Here is an 18,179-nt window from a genome sequence, read left to right as displayed (position 1 = left end):
AGCTGTTTTAATACACGCACTATGGACTCATCAATGATTCACCATTAAGACACCTCGGAGATAAGCTACACTAAACTCTTATTTAAGGTTATCTTAGATTTTTTGTTTTTTGTCGGTTGTTTGTTGTGGATTGGGAGTTATCAGTGATCTGTTATGAGGTATCGGTAGATTGTCCAGAAATAGAAAGCCCCTTTCTTTAAACGATAATCTTTTACAACCAACGACGAACGACAATCAACATACAATAAAAAAGGAGAGCAATACTCTCCTTTTTATACAAAAACAAAATAATAATTCTAAAATAATAATTCTAAAATTATAAAATCTTAAAATGATGTTGTGATTCCTACTGTTAGTCCTGCAGCTTCTGTTACATAACGACAAACCCCTCCAACACATAATAATCCTCCACGTTGTCTTCCATAGCTTGTTGATACACGTGTTGTTCCTTTCGTATAACTAACACCTGCATTATAATAATGAATGCGTTTTTCTTTATCGTCATTTCCATAATTATACATGTCATTTACGAATACAGCCCAATTGGCATTATATGCAAATTCCAAAGTACCTCCTACCCAATTCTTTTTATCTCGATCTGCCCACATATGTTGCGCTTCTAAACGCACTGACTTATTATCTAAAAATTGATAAGTTGTTTCTGCGCTTAAAATACGAGCGTTAACATCTTCAAACTTTCCTTCCAAAGCTTTCATATTATAGTATTGATCTAAATACATAAAAATGGAAGACCAACTATTCGACCATTTCTTACGTACTTCGATTCCAAAATCTCTATAATACTTTTCCCCAAAATCGAGCCATTTAGACTCTAATTCTTGTTTATCGAAATTCATTTCTGTTTTTAGACCAGCCCAATATGACCCATTCACAACTAAATTAGTTCCAAATTCACCCCCCAATACACTTCCTTTAGGGAATTCATAATAAAAATCAAACTGTCCTCCTATTTCTCCAGCTCTTTTTCCTAACCAATCAATACTCCCTTGAGCTTGATACACATAAATATTTTGTAACGAATAATCATATTGTTTCGTTAAAGCAGGCACATAATTAATAACCCCTGTTAAATATTCATTACCAATAAATTCTCGTTGAGACGCATTTTGTATATTTTCGATTCGTCTAAGGTTAACGTCAATAGACATTCCTTTTTGAAAATATCCTGAATTAATTAAAAATCCTTCTCCTTTTTGCTTAGTATCAGGTTTCACAAACCCAGACTGGATCACATAATCTTTATCATTACGCACATATTCTGCTCCAAGATAAAATCCTCCCAAAGCATAATCAGCGCGAATTGCAAAGTTTGAATTAAAATCATTCAAGTTTTCATTATCCTCATTGTCATCATCAAGTTTACGTCCAAGATAACTAGCACCGAAACTCAATAAATGATTGTCCCAACCCAACAAGTCATCTATACTTACAGACAAATCAGCTCCAAACAACATAGATTTAGCAAAATCAAATCCCATACCGATTCGTTGTTTACCACCCATCACTGTAACTTTCCCCCAAGAATCAATATTATATTTTGCATTTAATCCAAACACTGCGTTGTTGACTCCTAACTGTCTATCTTCCCAAGCTCTAAAAAGCAACCCACTTCCAAATTGATCATAGAAATGTCCTGCGGTAACATCTAGTCCTTTTTCTGCATTATTATATCTCGCATATATAGTCCCAATGTCAAAATTTTTAAACTCTGGATTATAATTCAACATCGGATTTGGCGCATAACTCTCTAGCTGTGTACCAAAAGACCAATTCTTATAGTCATAATCTACTTTTAAATATGAATTAGCGCGAAAACGATCTTTCTCTGCCTCTATTGGATCTAATTTGATTTTTTTATCATCTACATACCATTGAGAATTATTTTCTAGACCAACTCTAATCTGAGCATGTGCATTTACTAAACTAAAAAAAACACCAACGGCTAACAATACTTTCTTCATGTTCTAGTTATTTATCGCTGCTTTTACTTGTTTATATAATTCTTTTTCTATTCCCGGTGTATAACTAGTATGTTTATATACAACCTTACCTTTATAGACTACAGCTGTAAAAGGAACATTCACCACGTTCATAGCACGCTTTAGTTCATGGTTTTGATCCAACAGCACTTGATAATCCCATCCTTTCCCATTTACTAAAGGTTTTACTCTTTTTACCGATTTTGCATCATCAATTGAAACAGCAATTAACTTTACGCCTGTTTCCTTTTGCCAGTCTGCATATACATCATTAATAGCAGCTAATTCTTTTAAACAAGGTCCACACCAAGTAGCCCAAAAGCTTAAAATCACAGGCTTCTCTTCTTTACTTAAATCACTAATATTAAATGCTTTTCCATCTAAATCTTTCAATACCACTGAAGGTAATGTATTTTGCTGTGCCATAACACTGAAAGACGAAACAAATAACAATAATGCTACAAAAACTCTCATAAAAAATATTTTATTATATTGAAAAAGTAAATATATGCAAAAAAACAAAACCTTAACTTTTTATTATGTTTTTTTTATTTGTAATATTGTATTAATATTAACCATTAATTAACAACAAATCAACATGAGAAAAAAAATCTTACAATCTGCAATCCTAGTACTAGCAATGGCTTTTATGGTAGGATGTTCAAGCGATGACAGTTCTTCCAACGGTGGTGGAGACAATGGTAGTGGAAATAACGGCGGTGGTAACAACGGCGGAGGTGATAACGGTGGAGGTGACAACGGTGGAGGTGATACAGCTGTATATCAATATGTACAAAAAATATTAGTTGAAGATATTACTTCTGCAAGTTGTGTTTGGTGTCCGTTAGCAACTTTTGCAACAGAAGAGATAGCGAAATCTGAATTAGGTGATAAAATTATTTCTGTTGCGGCACATGATGACTTTAATCCAAATTTAGTAAGAGATCCTTTTGTATTACCAGGCATAAGAGACCTTGTTAGAGCCGTAAAACTTACAGGTTATCCATTTGTTGCTTGGAATAGAAATACAACTATTAAAGGTACTGCTTTCCAATCTTTTATTCCTGAAAGAAGAATAGATGGAAAACCACAATATGTTTTCGATGCTAGTTTATTTGCAACATTCCACAGTAAAAACAATCTTTTTCAAGATAGTTCTCCAATCGGAATTAAAATAGAATCTGATTTAACTAATACTAACGGAAGCGTTAAAGTTAGTTTGAAATTTGGTGCTGATCTAAACCAAGATTTAAAATATGTAGTTTACATTATTGAAGATGGTCTAAAATTCCAACAAGCCAATGTATCGACTCTATATGGAAATGACACAGGTGAAGGTAGATGGGAAATGGATTTCATCCACAATCAAGTGGTACGCGCTACAAACAATTTCTTAGGAGAAGCGATTGCTGCAGGAGAATCAGTAACTACAAATGAATTTAAAACAACTTCAAACTTATCTTATACAGTAGCAAACTTAGACAATGTTAGTGTAGTTGTTGCAATTTTAGATAAAAATGGTAATGTATTAAACGCACAAAAAGCAAAAGCAAATACAACACAAGACTACCAAATTGTAGAATAATTAAATATCCTTTATAGTACAAAAAAAGCTTATGTAGACACATAAGCTTTTTTTGTACTATAAAGTGAAAATATTTTATCTATGAAAAGAGACATTAAAAGTTATTTCAGAAAATTTCAAAAACAAAAAAGCCTGACAATTACTTGTCAGGCTTTATTTGCTCCCCCTCTTGGGCTCGAACCAAGGACCCTCTGATTAACAGTCAGATGCTCTAACCAACTGAGCTAAGGAGGAAGGTATCTTACCTTAAATGCAGTGCAAATATAACATCATTTTTTATTTCTGCAAATACATTCGCTTTATTTTTTATCTACTTGAATATCGCTTTGTAAATATCGTTACCATTAGCAAACAACAGCAACCCTATAAGTATAAAGAAACCAACCATTTGAGCATTTTCTAAAAACTTATCACTTGGTTTTCTTCCCGTAATCATTTCATACAATAAAAACATCACATGCCCTCCATCTAATGCAGGAATAGGCAATAAGTTCATCACACCTAACATAATGGATAATAAAGCAGTAATATTCCAAAAATACTCCCAACTCCAAACCGAAGGAAAGATATCGTAAATGGCTTTGAATCCTCCTACACCTTTATATGCACCTGTTTCTGGTTTTACGATTTTCTTTAATTGATCAAAATAGCCTCCTACTTTTTCAACTCCTTTTGCAATTCCAACAGAGAAAGATTCACCTAACGAATACTTCACCTGACTGATGTGGTATACTCCCATTTTTTCTAGGGTATCTATCGTTAAAATTGGTGCGTAGAACAGATTCAATTTACCCTCTTGATCAATTTTTAGATCAACCGTCAATTCTTTACCGTCTCTTTCAATTACCGCAGGCACAACCTTACCTTTATTATCAGCTAATACGGCTTGTACTTGATCTGCAAATGGCGTATTTACCCCATTCACACTTTTTACTTGATCTTTTAATTGCAGCGTTTGAGCGTTAGATTGATCTCCTTCTTCATTAAAAGCAACTACTATAAATGGAATTCGCAAAGAAACAAGTCCTCCAGCTTTCTTCCCATCACTGATTTGCCCTAATAAATTAACGGGTAAATCAATTTGCTCTTTTACACCATTGCGTTCCACTTCTACCTGATGCCCCATCATAATAGCATAACCAACATCGTTAAAGCGATCTATTTCTTTTCCATCAACCGCTACAATCTTATCACCCGTCTTCATTCCTGCCTCTTGCAAGATAGGAGATTGTACCCATACACCGTGATCCATATCCTTATTAGAAATATACAAATCACCATACGCATAGGTCATCCCGATATAAATAACAAAAGCCAAGATAAAGTTTACGGTAACTCCTCCCAACATAATGATCAAACGTTGCCAAGCTGGTTTCGAACGAAATTCCCATGGTTGTGGCTCACTCTTCATTTGCTCTGTATCCATACTCTCATCAACCATTCCCGAAATTTTCACGTAACCTCCTAAAGGCAACCATCCAATTCCATACACCGTATCTCCTATTTTCTTCTTAAACAAAGAAAACTTAACATCAAAGAAAAGGTAGAATTTCTCTACGCGAGTTTTAAATAATTTAGCTGGAATAAAATGCCCCAACTCGTGCAGAATAATCAAAAAGGATAAGCTCAATAAGAATTGAGAAAGTTTAATCAATATTTCCATTGTCTAATTTCGTTTCAAATCTGAATAATAAGCAAAAATAAAATATTAGTTGAACTATCAACTATATTTTAGGAAAGTATTCGGAAGAAAGACTTGATTCTTTTGAGCACCGCTTGTACTTCCATACGCACTCTTCTTTTCTGTTGTATTTTATTCTGATATAAAAGTACTTTTTTACCCATTTATTTTGCTCAAACATCCAATAGCGTGAGATTTATTCTTTGTTTTTACTTTTTGTTATCGAGAATCAAGATGAAAAACGACAAAAAGACGAATAATAAAAAAGTATTTTCTAACTTTGTTATCTTAAACTATTATTTATACTATGTTACAGATAGCTTTTATTAGAGAGAATCAAGAACAAGTGATTAAAGGCTTGGCAAAAAGAAATCTTGATGTTACGGAGGTGCTAAACGAAGTGCTTGCTTTAGATGAGAAAAGAAGAGCAACACAAGTTGAATTAGACAATGTCTTAGCGGAATCCAATAAGCTATCCAAAAGTATTGGTGAGTTGATGAAAAATGGAGAAAAGGCAAAGGCAGAACTTATCAAAGAAAAGACATCAAATTTACGTGAGCAAAGCAAAGAACTAACAGAAAAGTTAAATCAAGTATCTGCGGCACTTACGGAAAAATTATATACGATTCCCAACATACCAGCGGATATTGTACCAGCGGGTAAAGATGCAGATGACAATATCACGGTTCACCAACACGGAGAAATTCCGACCTTACACGAAGGTGCATTACCACACTGGGAGTTGGCAAAAAAATATGATTTAATTGATTTCGAACTAGGAAATAAAATAACAGGAGCTGGTTTTCCCGTATACAAAGGAAAAGGGGCACGTTTACAACGCGCTTTAATTTCTTACTTTTTGGATAAAAATACCGCTGCTGGATATAGAGAATACCAAGTACCGCATGTGATCAACGAAGCATCTGGTTTTGGAACAGGTCAATTGCCAGACAAAGAAGGGCAGATGTACCACATCGGAGTAGACGACTTGTACTTAATCCCAACAGCAGAAGTTCCGATCACCAATATGTTTAGAGATGTGATCTTACAAGAGAATGACTTCCCTATTCTATGTACAGGATATACTCCTTGTTTCCGTCGTGAGGCAGGATCATACGGTGCGCACGTGCGAGGATTAAACCGCTTACACCAATTTGATAAAGTGGAAATTGTTCGAATAGAACACCCTGATCGTTCTTATGAAGCATTAGATGGTATGGTAGAACACGTGCAAGAGTTACTACACGAATTAAAATTACCTTATAGAATTTTAAGATTATGTGGTGGTGATATGGGTTTCACTTCTGCATTAACCTATGATTTTGAAGTATTCTCTACCGCGCAAGACAGATGGTTAGAGATCAGCTCTGTTTCTAACTTTGAAACTTTCCAAGCCAATCGCTTGAAATTGCGTTTTAAAGATAAAGAAGGTAAGAGTCAATTGGCACATACCTTAAATGGTAGTTCACTAGCTTTACCACGTGTATTAGCTGGAATACTGGAAAATTATCAAACACCAGAAGGAATTGTGATACCTGAGGTCTTAAGACCGTACACAGGATTTGATATTATTGATTAATTTTACACGATAAATACACGCATATGAAAAGCACCAAATCCTAAAAAGACATTTGGTGCTTTTTTTATCTTTGCATAACCCTAATAGAGACTTATGATTATTTACAATATCACGATAAACATTCACGAAAGTGTACACGATGCATGGATGGCATGGACGAAAGAATTTTATATTCCTGGCATCTTAAACACAAAAAAATTCGACAAAGCTCGAATGGTTAAAGTCTTGGTGGATGAAGACATGGGAGGAATTACGTATTCTATCCAATTCGAAACGGCCAATGCTGAACTTTTACAGCAATTCTACAACGAAGAGCACGATTATTTTGAAGCGGAATCACGCAAGAAATTTGGTGATATGATGCTTACGTTTAAAACAGAATTAGAACTTATAAGCGAACATTAAACCGAGAATCAATGGACAAAGTTAGAGCAAAAAAACACCTGGGCCAACACTTTTTAACAGACGAGAATGTTGCAAAGCGCATCGCCGATACGCTTACCTTAGAGGGATATAAAAAAGTATTAGAAATTGGTCCTGGAATGGGGGTCTTAACCAAATATGTTTTGGAGAAACCCATTGAAACTTTCGTTGTAGAGATTGATACAGAATCTGTTGATTACCTAAACAAACACTACACGAAACTCCACGATCATATTTTTGCACAGGATTTTCTAAAATTCAACATTGTTCAGGCTTTTAATCAAGAGCCTTTTGCGGTGATTGGAAACTTTCCATACAACATTTCCACGCAAATTGTATTTCGCGTTTTAGAACTTCGCGATTATGTCCCTGAATTTTCGGGCATGTTTCAAAAAGAAGTAGCAGAGCGAATATGCGAGAAAAAAGGAAGTAAAACCTATGGTATTCTCTCGGTTCTCACTCAAGCCTTTTACGATACAGAATATCTATTTACCGTATCAGAACATGTGTTTAATCCTCCTCCTAAAGTCAAATCAGGCGTGATGCGCATGCGTCGAAAGGAAAATTACACGCTACCTTGCAATGAGAAATTGTTTTTTACTGTTGTAAAAACAGCGTTCAATCAACGTCGAAAAACATTGAGAAACAGCCTTAAAGGTTTTGGTTTACCCGATGAAATTCGCGAAGAAGCTATTTTCAACTTACGCCCAGAACAATTGGGTGTTGAAGAATTTATTGATCTTACAAAAAAAATAGAAGTACATGGAATTCAAAATCAGTGATGAAACTATTCTACAAATCGAAGAGCTTATTGCTACAGGAAGAGAAGCAGAATTATTAGAGCTTCTCAAAGATATTCACGCCGTGGATATTGCTGAGATGATGAATGAGCTTCACTCAGAGGAAGCTATTTATATCTTCGATATACTAGATAGTGAAGTTACTGCAGAGATATTACTTAATTTAGATGAGGACTTACGAGAAAAAATCTTAAAGAGTCTTTCACCGAAAGAGATTGCAGAAGAGTTAGACGAACTTGACACAGATGATGCGGCAGATATTATAGCCGAATTATCCGAAAAAAGACAAGAAGAAGTGCTATTAGAGTTGGAAGACTTAGAGCACGCTAAAGATATTGTTGAGCTTTTGCGTTATGACGAAGATACTGCAGGGGGATTAATGGCTAAAGAATTCGTTTCAGTGAATGTCAATTGGTCAATACTCACCTGTGTCAAAGAAATGCGCAAACAAGCAGAGCATGTTTCTCGTGTACACTCTATCTACGTTGTAGACGACGAAGGACGATTAAAAGGACGCTTATCGCTTAAAGATTTATTAACTTCTTCTACGACAACGCACATTAGCGATGTATACATACCCAAAGTTGACTATGTTAAAGTGGACACGGAAGATACGGAAGTAGCGCGTATCATGCAAAAATACGATTTAGAAGCTATTCCTGTTGTAGACGAGATGGGGCGATTAGTTGGTCGAATTACTATTGATGACATTGTCGATGTCATTAAAGAAGAAGCTGACAAAGATTACCAACTTGCAGCGGGTATCTCACAGGACGTTGATACCAATGACAGTATCCTAACCTTAACCAAAGCAAGACTTCCTTGGTTAATTCTTGCGATGATTGGTGGTTTTGTTGCAGTAAATGTATCGCGTAGCTTTGAAGATGCTATGGAAAAATTTGGTGTACTCTTCTTCTTTACGCCTTTGATTGCTGCTATGGCGGGAAATGTAGGGGTACAATCATCAGCTATTATTGTACAAGGACTCGCTAATAATACAATATCGGGGTCAATTTGGAAACGATTGGGTAAGGAAGTATCCTTGAGTTTACTCAACGGATTTTTGTTAGCTATTTTATTGATGATTGGAAGCCACGTATTATTAGGTGTTGACTACATTATTGGGGTTACTGTTTCTATTGCACTGATTAGTGTAATTATCATCGCTAGTCTCATTGGAACATTTGTGCCAATTTTACTCAATAAATATGGTGTAGATCCTGCCTTAGCGACAGGTCCATTTATTACAACAAGCAACGATATTTTTGGTATTTTGATTTACTTTTCAATCGCAAAAGTAATTCTAGGGTTTTAAAATTTCTGTTATGGCAACAAAAAAAGTACTTCATTTAGATAGCAACCACCCGTTAATGTTAGCACAATTAGCTGACATGGGGTATGAAAATATTGAAGATTACAGTTCAAGTAAAGAAGCGATTGAAGCGAGTATTCACGAATACGAAGGTCTAATAATTCGAAGTCGATTCAAAATCGACGCTGCATTTCTAGAAAAAGCAACTCAGTTAAAATTCATTGGACGCGTTGGTGCAGGTTTAGAAAATATTGATTGCGAATTTGCAAAAGCGAAAGGCATTGCCTTAATTGCAGCACCAGAAGGGAATCAAACAGCTGTGGGGGAACATGCTTTAGGAATGTTGCTCACTTTGTTTAACAAGTTAAACCTAGTAGATCAAGAAGTTCGTCAAGGGATTTGGATTCGAGAAGGCAATAGAGGCATTGAACTAGAAGGAAAAACTGTCGGTATCATTGGATATGGTCATATGGGAAACGCGTTCGCTAAACGCTTACAGGGCTTTGACTGTGAGGTAATCTTTCACGATATCAAGGACAATTTAGAAAATCAGTATGCCAAACAGGTTTCACTCGTTGAATTACAACGAAAAGCGGATATTGTGAGCTTACATATTCCACAAACTCCAGATACCTACTACATGATCAATCAATTGTTTATCGAACAGATGGCTAAACCCTTTTGGTTGATTAATACAGCCCGAGGAAAAGCGGTGCAAACTGCCGATCTAGTTGATGCATTAGCAAGTGGAAAAGTAAGAGGTGCAGCACTTGACGTGCTAGAATATGAAAAATCTTCATTTGAACATATGTTTGCTGATGAAACACTCCCACAACCGATGCAATACTTAATTCAATCGGACAAAGTGTTACTATCGCCTCATATAGCAGGATGGACAATAGAAAGCAAAGAAAAATTAGCACAAACGATTATCGATAAAATACGTCGTCAATTTTTATAAAAAGTAAGAGGGTGCCCCAAAAGGTCACCCTCTTTTATGAAATTTATATTTTAAATTATTTAGAATCCTACTTCTAAAAGTATCTTTTTACCAGAAGCTTTTCTATTAACAATAGTATCTCCTTCTTTCGCAATGGTAATTAACGCAAATTCTCCAGCGTTTTCAGCAGTTCCTTCTACCAAAACATTAATAAATTCAGCACTAGTTTTAGAATAACTTTTAGTCCATTTCTTCACTTTTTCCGGAAGCGGTGCATTAGGGTCAACTACTACAGGAATATCACTTTCTGTATTCCACATATAATCTGTCGTTACTTTCGTACTACTTGACTTATTTACGGCAATTGTTTTCAAATAAACTTCATCAGTTATTTCGACAGTTACGTCGTAAACCTCGCTCTTCAAGGTTGGTTTTGGATCACTGTCATTATCTGTACTACAAGCTGTAGCACCCATTGCAAGAACTGCACATACTAAAATAAACTTAACTTTTCTGAACATTGCTTTCACTTTTATTTAACAACTCAAAAATAGCTTTTTTTTTACATTATGCAACCAATAACCAAAAAAATTATCTAATAGAACGCAAAAACAACAAAAAAACAACAACTCTATTAATACAATTCTTTTAAAAACAAAAAAAACACCTCAAATTAGGTGTTTTTTATATATTTCTAATTAAACTTATTCGCTTCTTCTTGAATTTTTCGTTCGAGTTCTGCCTCAAATTCTTCCATCACAGGTTTCACCGTACTTTCAGGCAAATCTGCAATCTTAATATACATTAGTCCGTCGATTGCATTATTAAACAGGGGATCCACATTAAACGCAATGACCTTTGCATTTTGCTTGATATATTTCTTGATCAAAACAGGAACTCTTAATTTTGCAGGTTCAACATCTTCAATAATCTTATCAAACTTATTCAAATCCGATTCGGTTTCATTAAAGATTAAATCTTTATCCGCATCCTTTAAGTTTACTTTGTATTCCATTTTAGGAGTAACATATTGTGCAATAAAAGGATCAAAATAATGTGAGCGCATAAATTCAATCATCAATGATTTTGAAAAATCAGAGAATTGATTACTTATACTCACTCCACCGATTAAGTACTGGTGTTCTGGAAAGCGCAAGGTTGTATGCACAATTCCCTTCCACAGTAAAAACAACGGCATTGGTTTTTGTTGATAATCTTTAATAATAAAAGCACGTCCCATTTCGATGGATTGTGCCATCATCGGGTACAATTCAGATTCAAAACGGAATAACTCATTAAGATAAAAACCGTTTATACCGTATTTTTTATAGATTTCAGACCCTAATCCCATGCGATAAGCGCCACAAATCTGTTCTGCTTCGCTATCCCATAGAAACATATGGTGATAATATTTGTCATATTGATCTAAATCGAGTTCATTATTCGTTCCTTCACCGACTTCGCGAAAAGTAACTTCTCTCAGTCGACCAAGTTCTAATAATATTGTGGGAATCATATCCGATTTACACAAGAAGACTTCATAATTTTTACTTTGCAGTAAACGGAAATCTTTTTCGCGTAAAACTTCAATTTCTTGTTTGATTCTATCAAGGGGTTGTGGAGGGACGATGTCCTTTACCATCTTTGGAAATTTAAAATTAAAAGAAGGAACCTTAATCCACTTACGGGAGTCCTCATCTTTGTAAGCATTGGATAATAAATACGTTTTAAAACGCAAGAAATTACCGTAATCGCTCAAATCATAATGTTCATTTTGTTCTTCTACAGATATTGGTCGCCCAATACGCACTTTTATTACACGATCTTTTTGCGTTAGCAATTCAGAAGGCAACTTTGCTGTACGTAAAGTGGGATTGATCTGAGATAAAAAGTAAAATAATTTACTGTTTTTTGCATGAAAGTAAATAGGAACAACGGGGACATTGGCTTTTTTTATCAGCTTAATTGCGCCTTCTTCCCATGGTTTATCAACAACCAAACGATCATCTTTATAGGTCGACACTTCTCCTGCCGGAAAAATACCCAAAGGTTTTCCATCACTTAAATGTCTCAGCGTTTCTTTTAGTCCTAAAACACTTGACTTTACATCTTTATTATTTTCAAACGGATTGACAGGCATAATGTATGGCTTCAAAGGCTCGATACGATGCAATAAAAAGTTAGCAATGATCTTAAAATTAGGATCGTGCTCTAACATCAATTTCAACAATAAAATACCATCAATTCCTCCCAGTGGGTGATTTGATATCGTTATATAAGGACCTTTTTTAGGTAATCGCTTTAATTCCTCAGGATCAATTTGAAACTCTATTTGAAATTCTTCTAAAATCGAATTCAAAAACTCCAAATCTTCTAAATGTTTATTTCTATCGTAAATCTTATTTAATGTGGTAACCTTAAGCGTTTTCATAAGCAACCACCCGGTAAAAGTACCAAATATACCATACTTGTCCACATTAATCGCTTTCGCTACTTCCTTAGCTGTTACTAACCCCATCAATTTCAAAATTTAAGTAAGACAAATATACTAAAATCTTTAGGTAATCTATTTTATTTTATCAACCTTGCCCGCATATCCTTAGTCATATTGAAGATAAAAACCTAAATCACTGATTAAAAAAAAGATATCTCTTTTCCTTTTGAGATTCTTACGCTACGCTTCAAAAGTCTTTTTACTTCTTCCATCATTCCTCTGCAAATTTGCAATTCCAAGCGCAGTATTCCTCTCCAATCGCCAGACCACCGATTGCCCTAGTCTGGTGCGAATGCTAATTAAAGATTAAAATATCACCTATAACAAGCTTTTAAATGAGAATAAAACATATTTTTTCTATTTTTGGTTTTCACACAAAAATACGCAAAATGAAAAAAATCATATCCTATAATGTCAACGGGATTCGCGCTGCAATAAAAAAAGGTTTACTTGATTGGATGCAGGAAGAAAACGCAGATATCATCTGTATACAAGAAACCAAAGCAAAAGAAGATCAAATTCCAACAGACGAAATTACGTTAGCAGGATATCCATATCAATACTATTTTTCAGCTCAAAAAGCTGGATATAGTGGAGTTGCCATTTTTTGTAAAGAAAAACCCAATCACATCACCTATGGAACGGGTATTGACTACATGGATTTTGAAGGTAGAAATCTCCGTGTTGATTTTGATTCATTTTCGGTTATGTCCTTATATCTTCCATCGGCATCGAATATTGATCGATTGGATTTTAAATATCAATACATGGATGACTTTTTCGACTACATTCAAACGTTGAAAAAAGAAATCCCCAACCTAATCATCTGTGGAGATTATAATATTTGTCACAAGGCCATCGATATTCACGATCCTGTCCGCAACGCGAAAGTATCTGGTTTTTTACCTGAAGAAAGAGCGTGGGTTGACAAGTTTGTTGCCCATGGTTTTATCGATAGTTTCCGCATGTTCAATACCGAGCCACACCAATATAGTTGGTGGACGTATCGCGCTAATGCAAGAAACAACAACAAAGGATGGAGAATTGACTATAACATGGTATCTGAACCAATGCAAGATCGCGTGTGTAATGCTGCAATTTTACAAGATGTCAAACACTCAGACCACTGTCCGATTGTTGTAGAAATCAACGAATAATCTCACTTATAAACACACCCCATTCCATGATAAAAAGACTTTCCATCGGCTTATTCGCTATACTTTTACTTTCCTCTTGCGTAACAAGAAGGCTATACAACGAACTCGATCAACAGTATCAAAGTGCACTTGAAGAAAATCAACGACTATCGGATGATTTAACCACTTTAAATAGCTCGATGAGTGACTTAGAGCAAGCAAAGAAACAATTGGCCCAACAACTTAAAGATTTGCAACAAGAGCGACAAAATTTAAATGCAGAGATTTCCGCTGCACAACACCGTCTTCAAGATTTGCAAAGCTCGTATACTAATTTAGAAAAACACAGCGAAGAATCTTTACAAGCTGAAGCTGCTCGTTTGGCAAAAGCACAGGCGGAATTAGATTTAAAATCAAAACGCGTTCAAGAATTAGAAGCAATCTTAGCGGCCAATGACAAACAGATGAAAGCACTAAGAGACAATCTCTCTCAAGCGTTAAATGCGTTTGAAGGAAGAGGACTTACAATTGAACAAAAGAATGGAAAAGTCTATGTATCGATGGAGAATAAATTACTTTTCAAGTCAGGGAGTTGGGCAGTAAATGACGAAGGTCGTCAAGCGGTGGTAGAACTAGGTAAAGTTCTAGCCCTTAATCCTGATATAGCTGTTCTTATCGAAGGTCACACAGATAATGACAAGGTCTTAGGAAACTTAGGTGATGGTGTTCAAAACAATTGGGATTTATCCACCAAACGCGCTTTAGCTATTGTTGCTATCTTAACGGAGAATGGATCAATCGACAAAAAGAATTTGACGGCTGCTGGACGAAGTGAATATGCCCCTTTAATGAGTAATACCTCTAATGAAGGTAAAGCCAAAAACAGACGTATTGAAGTTATTCTAACGCCTAATTTAGATAAAATAAACGAAATGTTGAATCAACTATAACGTTTATTTCACCAAATTCAAAAGCACTATAACCACATATTATAGTGCTTTTTTTAAATTATTTTGCGATTAATAAAGTTCAATTTGCCATCTTATTAACACATAAACTAATTTTTATTAGTTAACTTGCCTTTTTTCAATCAAAAAACAAACGACAATGTTCCCCTTATCTTTAAGCCAAAAAAACATCAATGATATCATCGATTTTAGTCAATTGAATGGTATTTATAAGTGGTTTTTTGATCATTTGAAATTTTTGCATCTAGAAGTTCACGAAACACATATCGTAACGACAATAGCGCTACTTCTGGCATTTTCACTTGTTATGTTTACTTTAGATTACATTCTAAAAAACATCTTCATCGTTATTGCGCGAAAATACGCTGCCTTAAGTAAAACACAATTAGATGATATCATCATCAACAATAAGGTATTGCACAATATCACCCATTTTATTCCAGTGGCCTTGGCGCGTATCTTATTTCCCATTTTCTTCATGGGATTCCCCAATGTGATCAATTTTGTGCTATCACTAACGAATATTTTATTTGTTGTGGTCATCACGTTACTTTGTCGATCGATCATCCGTACGGTACGAGATTACGCCAAAACCAAACCAAGCTTAGCAGATAAACCCATCGATAGCTATACACAAGTTGCGAGTATTATTCTTTACTTCTTTGCAGGAGTAATTATTTTTTCTACCCTAACGGGTAAAGATCCTGTTAAGTTTCTAGTATCTCTAGGGGCTGCCTCTGCGATTTTAATGTTGGTTTTCAAGGATACTATCATGGGATTTGTAGCTAGTATACAGGTGTCTACCAACGATATGGTTCGCGTAGGGGATTGGATTGAAATGGCTAAATTTGGAGCAGATGGAACAGTTTTAGAGATCAACCTTAGTACTGTAAAAGTGCAAAACTTCGACAAGACTATTACCACTATTCCCACTTATTTACTGATTAGTGACTCCTTCAAAAACTACCGCGGCATGCAAGTTTCAGGGGGAAGGCGAATTAAGAGAAGTATCAATATCAAGATGTCCTCTATCCGCTTTTTAGAGCCTTCAGAAATCAATGAATTAAAGAAAATTCAATTATTAAAACCGTATATTGAAGAACGTCAAAAAGAAATTGACGAATACAATATCAATACCAATGCCGATCAATCAATGCCAGTTAATGGTCGTCGTATGACAAATATTGGTTTATTTCGAGCTTATGTATTGCGCTATGCACAACAAAATCCAAACATACACAAAGAATATCATTTGATGGTTCGTCACTTACAACCAACAGAGCACGGACTACCTATAGAATTATATATGTTTACCAATAGTACCGTTTGGGCTTTTTACGAAACTGTTATGGCCGATATGTTTGACCATGTCTTAGCTGCCATTGACTACTTTCACCTGGAAGTATTTGAACTCCCTTCGTCTGATGATGTAAGGCAGTTTATTGCCAATAGCCAGGATTCAACTAAAAATTCAACTCATTTATAACAAAAAAGCTTCAAGGAAATCCTTGAAGCTTTTTTTGTTCTTATTGTTCTAATTTATCAATGATCTTCTCAATCTTCTCTTCTGTTGTGGTTAATTTTTTCTTGCAAAAAACAATCAACTGAGAAGCGCGTTCTACTTTTTCTGCAAGTTCGTCTACCGTAACTTCATCGTTTTTCAATGCAGTTAAAATTTGATCTAACTCATTTGCTGCGGTTTCGTAAGTAAGTTTTTCCATTGCTCTATTTCTTCTATGTGATCTATTGTTATCTTATATTGCTTATTGTAAAGCGTTATTTCTAATTCATCTCCTTTTTGTAATACGGTTGAAGCCGTTACAACCTTACTTTGATGTCGAACAACGGCCAATCCTTTTTTTAAAAGGTGATCTAAGTCATAAAGAGATAAAATTTCTTCCGTCTGTCCAAGTACTCCTTTTGTTTGTGCGATCTTGTGTTTGACACGTGCAAAAATCACTTCTTTTAACCTATTGATTTTTTGTTGTTCTACCACTAAACGCTGTTTCGCCCATAAAGTCAACCGTGTAGAGGTATCAAATAACGTGTGTTCTTCTTTTTTCAACAAACTATTCGCCTCTGCTCTCAACGTTAATTCAACGAGATTTAATTCATTTGTTGCCTGTTGAATCAATCGTTTCACAATATAAGACAGCGCGGTTGTTTGGGCTTCTAGATCTGCTTGATTTTCGGTGATTCTGAATTTACTCATTCTACCTATGTTCTCTTCAAGTTGAAGTACAGTTGATTTACTTTGTTCTACAAGACGTTGGCTCTGCATTAGTATTCCTTTTGCACTTTGAGCTAAAAACACATCAAATTCCAAAGCCAAGGCTAAAATAAAAGCCGCTACAGCACTTGGGGTTTTAAAATGTGTATGAGCAACATAATCTACAACTGTGTAATCCGTCTCATGTCCGATTCCCGTAAAAACAACAAAAGGCATTTGTGCAATCTTTGCCGCGACCTCATAAGCATTAAACACGTCTAAATCAAACTTTGATCCTCCTCCTCGAATGAGCACAACTGCTTCATAACTTCCCTTAGCAATTACCTCTAGTTGCCTGACAATACTCTGCACAGCCCCATCTCCTTGTACTTGTGTATCATAGCAAGTTAATTCAAACGAAAAATTATATGGATTTTGTTGTAAGTGCTGAACAAAATCTTCGTATCCAGAAGTGCCAACAGAAGCCACCACCGCAATTTTTTGAACAACCAAAGGTTGTTTAATCTGCTTATTCAGGTCTATCAACTTATGCTGTTGTAATCGCACTAAAGTTTGTTGCTTTTTTCTTTCAATCTCTCCTAAACTAAAAGCATAATCAACATGAATTACATGCAAGGAAAATCCAAAAACAGGATGAAAAAGCGCTTCTCCATAGCATAGAATTTCAGCGCCTTCTTTGACAACTTTTTCCAAATCATCACCACCATCAATGACACAACGCTCTACATTTCTACTCCAGATCGTTGCTCTGCATTTGGCTAAAACTTGATCCTCTACTTGCTCAACGAGTTCTAAATAATAATGTCCACGTCTATCCTTATTTACTTTCAGCACCTCTGCCTTAACCCAAAAATATTTGCCCAGCATCAGTTCGTCAAAAACTTGCTGTACACGATTGAGAATGGCGTGTAGTGAAAATATTTTTCGAGTGTCTTGCATAAGAGAAATAAGAACGAAATTACAAAATTTTATAGGACTACCTCCACTTTTTTCGATTTGATTCACGCTACAGCATCTAGAGAAATTCAGTT

16 protein-coding genes and 1 tRNA gene are annotated in these 18,179 nt (G+C 35.3%); 9 read left to right on the top strand and 8 right to left on the bottom strand.

The genetic code is table 11. The features are described 5' to 3' along the window. Nucleotides 1-326: 326 nt before the first annotated feature. Together H4K33_RS08380 and H4K33_RS08375 are read right to left on the bottom strand one after the other, a co-directional pair. Nucleotides 327-1,982: a DUF6029 family protein gene (locus H4K33_RS08380; RefSeq protein ID WP_182648009.1), complete on the bottom strand. Its 1,656-nt coding sequence runs from the start codon at nucleotides 1,980-1,982 to the stop codon at nucleotides 327-329. A 3-nt stretch (nucleotides 1,983-1,985) separates the two neighbouring features. After that, nucleotides 1,986-2,474: a TlpA disulfide reductase family protein gene (locus H4K33_RS08375; RefSeq protein WP_182648008.1), complete on the bottom strand. Its 489-nt coding sequence runs from the start codon at nucleotides 2,472-2,474 to the stop codon at nucleotides 1,986-1,988. Between the two features lie 124 nt (nucleotides 2,475-2,598). On the opposite strand from H4K33_RS08375, the gene H4K33_RS08370 reads away from it, so the two are divergent. Then, a complete protein-coding gene (locus H4K33_RS08370; protein ID WP_182648007.1) occupies nucleotides 2,599-3,585 on the top strand; it encodes an Omp28-related outer membrane protein in 987 nt (328 codons plus the stop codon). Between the two features lie 160 nt (nucleotides 3,586-3,745). Here H4K33_RS08370 and H4K33_RS08365 read toward each other — a convergent pair. Both H4K33_RS08365 and rseP read right to left on the bottom strand, forming a co-directional pair. After that, a tRNA-Asn gene (locus H4K33_RS08365) sits at nucleotides 3,746-3,819 on the bottom strand. 76 nt (nucleotides 3,820-3,895) lie between these two features. Beyond that, nucleotides 3,896-5,248 carry an RIP metalloprotease RseP gene (gene rseP, locus H4K33_RS08360; RefSeq protein ID WP_182648006.1) on the bottom strand — a complete coding sequence of 451 codons (1,353 nt, stop codon included), beginning with the start codon at nucleotides 5,246-5,248 and terminating at the stop codon, nucleotides 3,896-3,898. A 325-nt stretch (nucleotides 5,249-5,573) separates the two neighbouring features. On the opposite strand from rseP, the gene serS reads away from it, so the two are divergent. The 5 genes from serS to H4K33_RS08335 all read left to right on the top strand — a co-directional run bounded on the left by serS (nucleotide 5,574) and on the right by H4K33_RS08335 (nucleotide 10,341). Beyond that, nucleotides 5,574-6,845 (top strand): serine--tRNA ligase, encoded by a 1,272-nt coding sequence (gene serS / locus H4K33_RS08355; RefSeq protein WP_182648005.1) that lies wholly within the window; start codon nucleotides 5,574-5,576, stop codon nucleotides 6,843-6,845. A gap of 93 nt (nucleotides 6,846-6,938) precedes the next feature. Beyond that, the gene (locus H4K33_RS08350) at nucleotides 6,939-7,250 is read left to right on the top strand and encodes a DUF4286 family protein (RefSeq protein ID WP_182648004.1); all 312 of its coding nucleotides are present in this window, start codon (nucleotides 6,939-6,941) and stop codon (nucleotides 7,248-7,250) included. An 11-nt stretch (nucleotides 7,251-7,261) separates the two neighbouring features. Next, nucleotides 7,262-8,050 (top strand): 16S rRNA (adenine(1518)-N(6)/adenine(1519)-N(6))-dimethyltransferase RsmA, encoded by a 789-nt coding sequence (gene rsmA / locus H4K33_RS08345; RefSeq protein WP_182648003.1) that lies wholly within the window; start codon nucleotides 7,262-7,264, stop codon nucleotides 8,048-8,050. After that, nucleotides 8,031-9,383 (top strand): magnesium transporter, encoded by a 1,353-nt coding sequence (gene mgtE, locus H4K33_RS08340; protein WP_182648002.1) that lies wholly within the window; start codon nucleotides 8,031-8,033, stop codon nucleotides 9,381-9,383. The genes rsmA and mgtE overlap by 20 nt, the downstream gene beginning before the upstream one ends. Nucleotides 9,384-9,393: 10 nt before the next feature. Continuing rightward, nucleotides 9,394-10,341, top strand: coding sequence for a 2-hydroxyacid dehydrogenase (locus H4K33_RS08335; RefSeq protein WP_182648001.1), 948 nt, complete (start codon nucleotides 9,394-9,396; stop codon nucleotides 10,339-10,341). A gap of 59 nt (nucleotides 10,342-10,400) precedes the next feature. Here H4K33_RS08335 and H4K33_RS08330 read toward each other — a convergent pair whose 3' ends face one another. Both H4K33_RS08330 and H4K33_RS08325 read right to left on the bottom strand, forming a co-directional pair. Then, nucleotides 10,401-10,841, bottom strand: a complete 441-nt coding sequence (locus H4K33_RS08330; RefSeq protein ID WP_182648000.1) for a hypothetical protein — start codon at nucleotides 10,839-10,841, stop codon at nucleotides 10,401-10,403. Between the two features lie 173 nt (nucleotides 10,842-11,014). Beyond that, nucleotides 11,015-12,838, bottom strand: coding sequence for a lysophospholipid acyltransferase family protein (locus H4K33_RS08325; protein ID WP_182647999.1), 1,824 nt, complete (start codon nucleotides 12,836-12,838; stop codon nucleotides 11,015-11,017). Nucleotides 12,839-13,203: 365 nt separating this feature from the next. Here H4K33_RS08325 and H4K33_RS08320 point away from each other — a divergent pair, with 365 nt between their 5' ends. From H4K33_RS08320 to H4K33_RS08310, 3 genes are all read left to right on the top strand, one after another. Further along, a complete protein-coding gene (locus H4K33_RS08320) occupies nucleotides 13,204-13,971 on the top strand; it encodes an exodeoxyribonuclease III (protein ID WP_182647998.1) in 768 nt (255 codons plus the stop codon). Nucleotides 13,972-13,997: 26 nt separating this feature from the next. After that, nucleotides 13,998-14,900 carry an OmpA family protein gene (locus tag H4K33_RS08315; protein WP_182647997.1) on the top strand — a complete coding sequence of 301 codons (903 nt, stop codon included), beginning with the start codon at nucleotides 13,998-14,000 and terminating at the stop codon, nucleotides 14,898-14,900. A gap of 157 nt (nucleotides 14,901-15,057) precedes the next feature. Next, nucleotides 15,058-16,404: a mechanosensitive ion channel family protein gene (locus tag H4K33_RS08310; protein ID WP_182647996.1), complete on the top strand. Its 1,347-nt coding sequence runs from the start codon at nucleotides 15,058-15,060 to the stop codon at nucleotides 16,402-16,404. Between the two features lie 40 nt (nucleotides 16,405-16,444). On the opposite strand, the gene xseB is transcribed toward H4K33_RS08310, so the two are convergent. Both xseB and xseA read right to left on the bottom strand, forming a co-directional pair. Next, nucleotides 16,445-16,639 carry an exodeoxyribonuclease VII small subunit gene (xseB, locus tag H4K33_RS08305; protein ID WP_182647995.1) on the bottom strand — a complete coding sequence of 65 codons (195 nt, stop codon included), beginning with the start codon at nucleotides 16,637-16,639 and terminating at the stop codon, nucleotides 16,445-16,447. After that, entirely contained in the window at nucleotides 16,600-18,087 is a 1,488-nt protein-coding gene (xseA, locus tag H4K33_RS08300; RefSeq protein WP_182647994.1) for an exodeoxyribonuclease VII large subunit, read from the bottom strand. The genes xseB and xseA overlap by 40 nt, the downstream gene beginning before the upstream one ends. Nucleotides 18,088-18,179 lie beyond the last annotated feature (92 nt).

This window comes from Myroides sp. WP-1 (assembly GCF_014145635.1).
Lineage (GTDB): Bacteria > Bacteroidota > Bacteroidia > Flavobacteriales > Flavobacteriaceae > Flavobacterium.
This window is presented reverse-complemented; position numbering and strand designations above follow the sequence as displayed.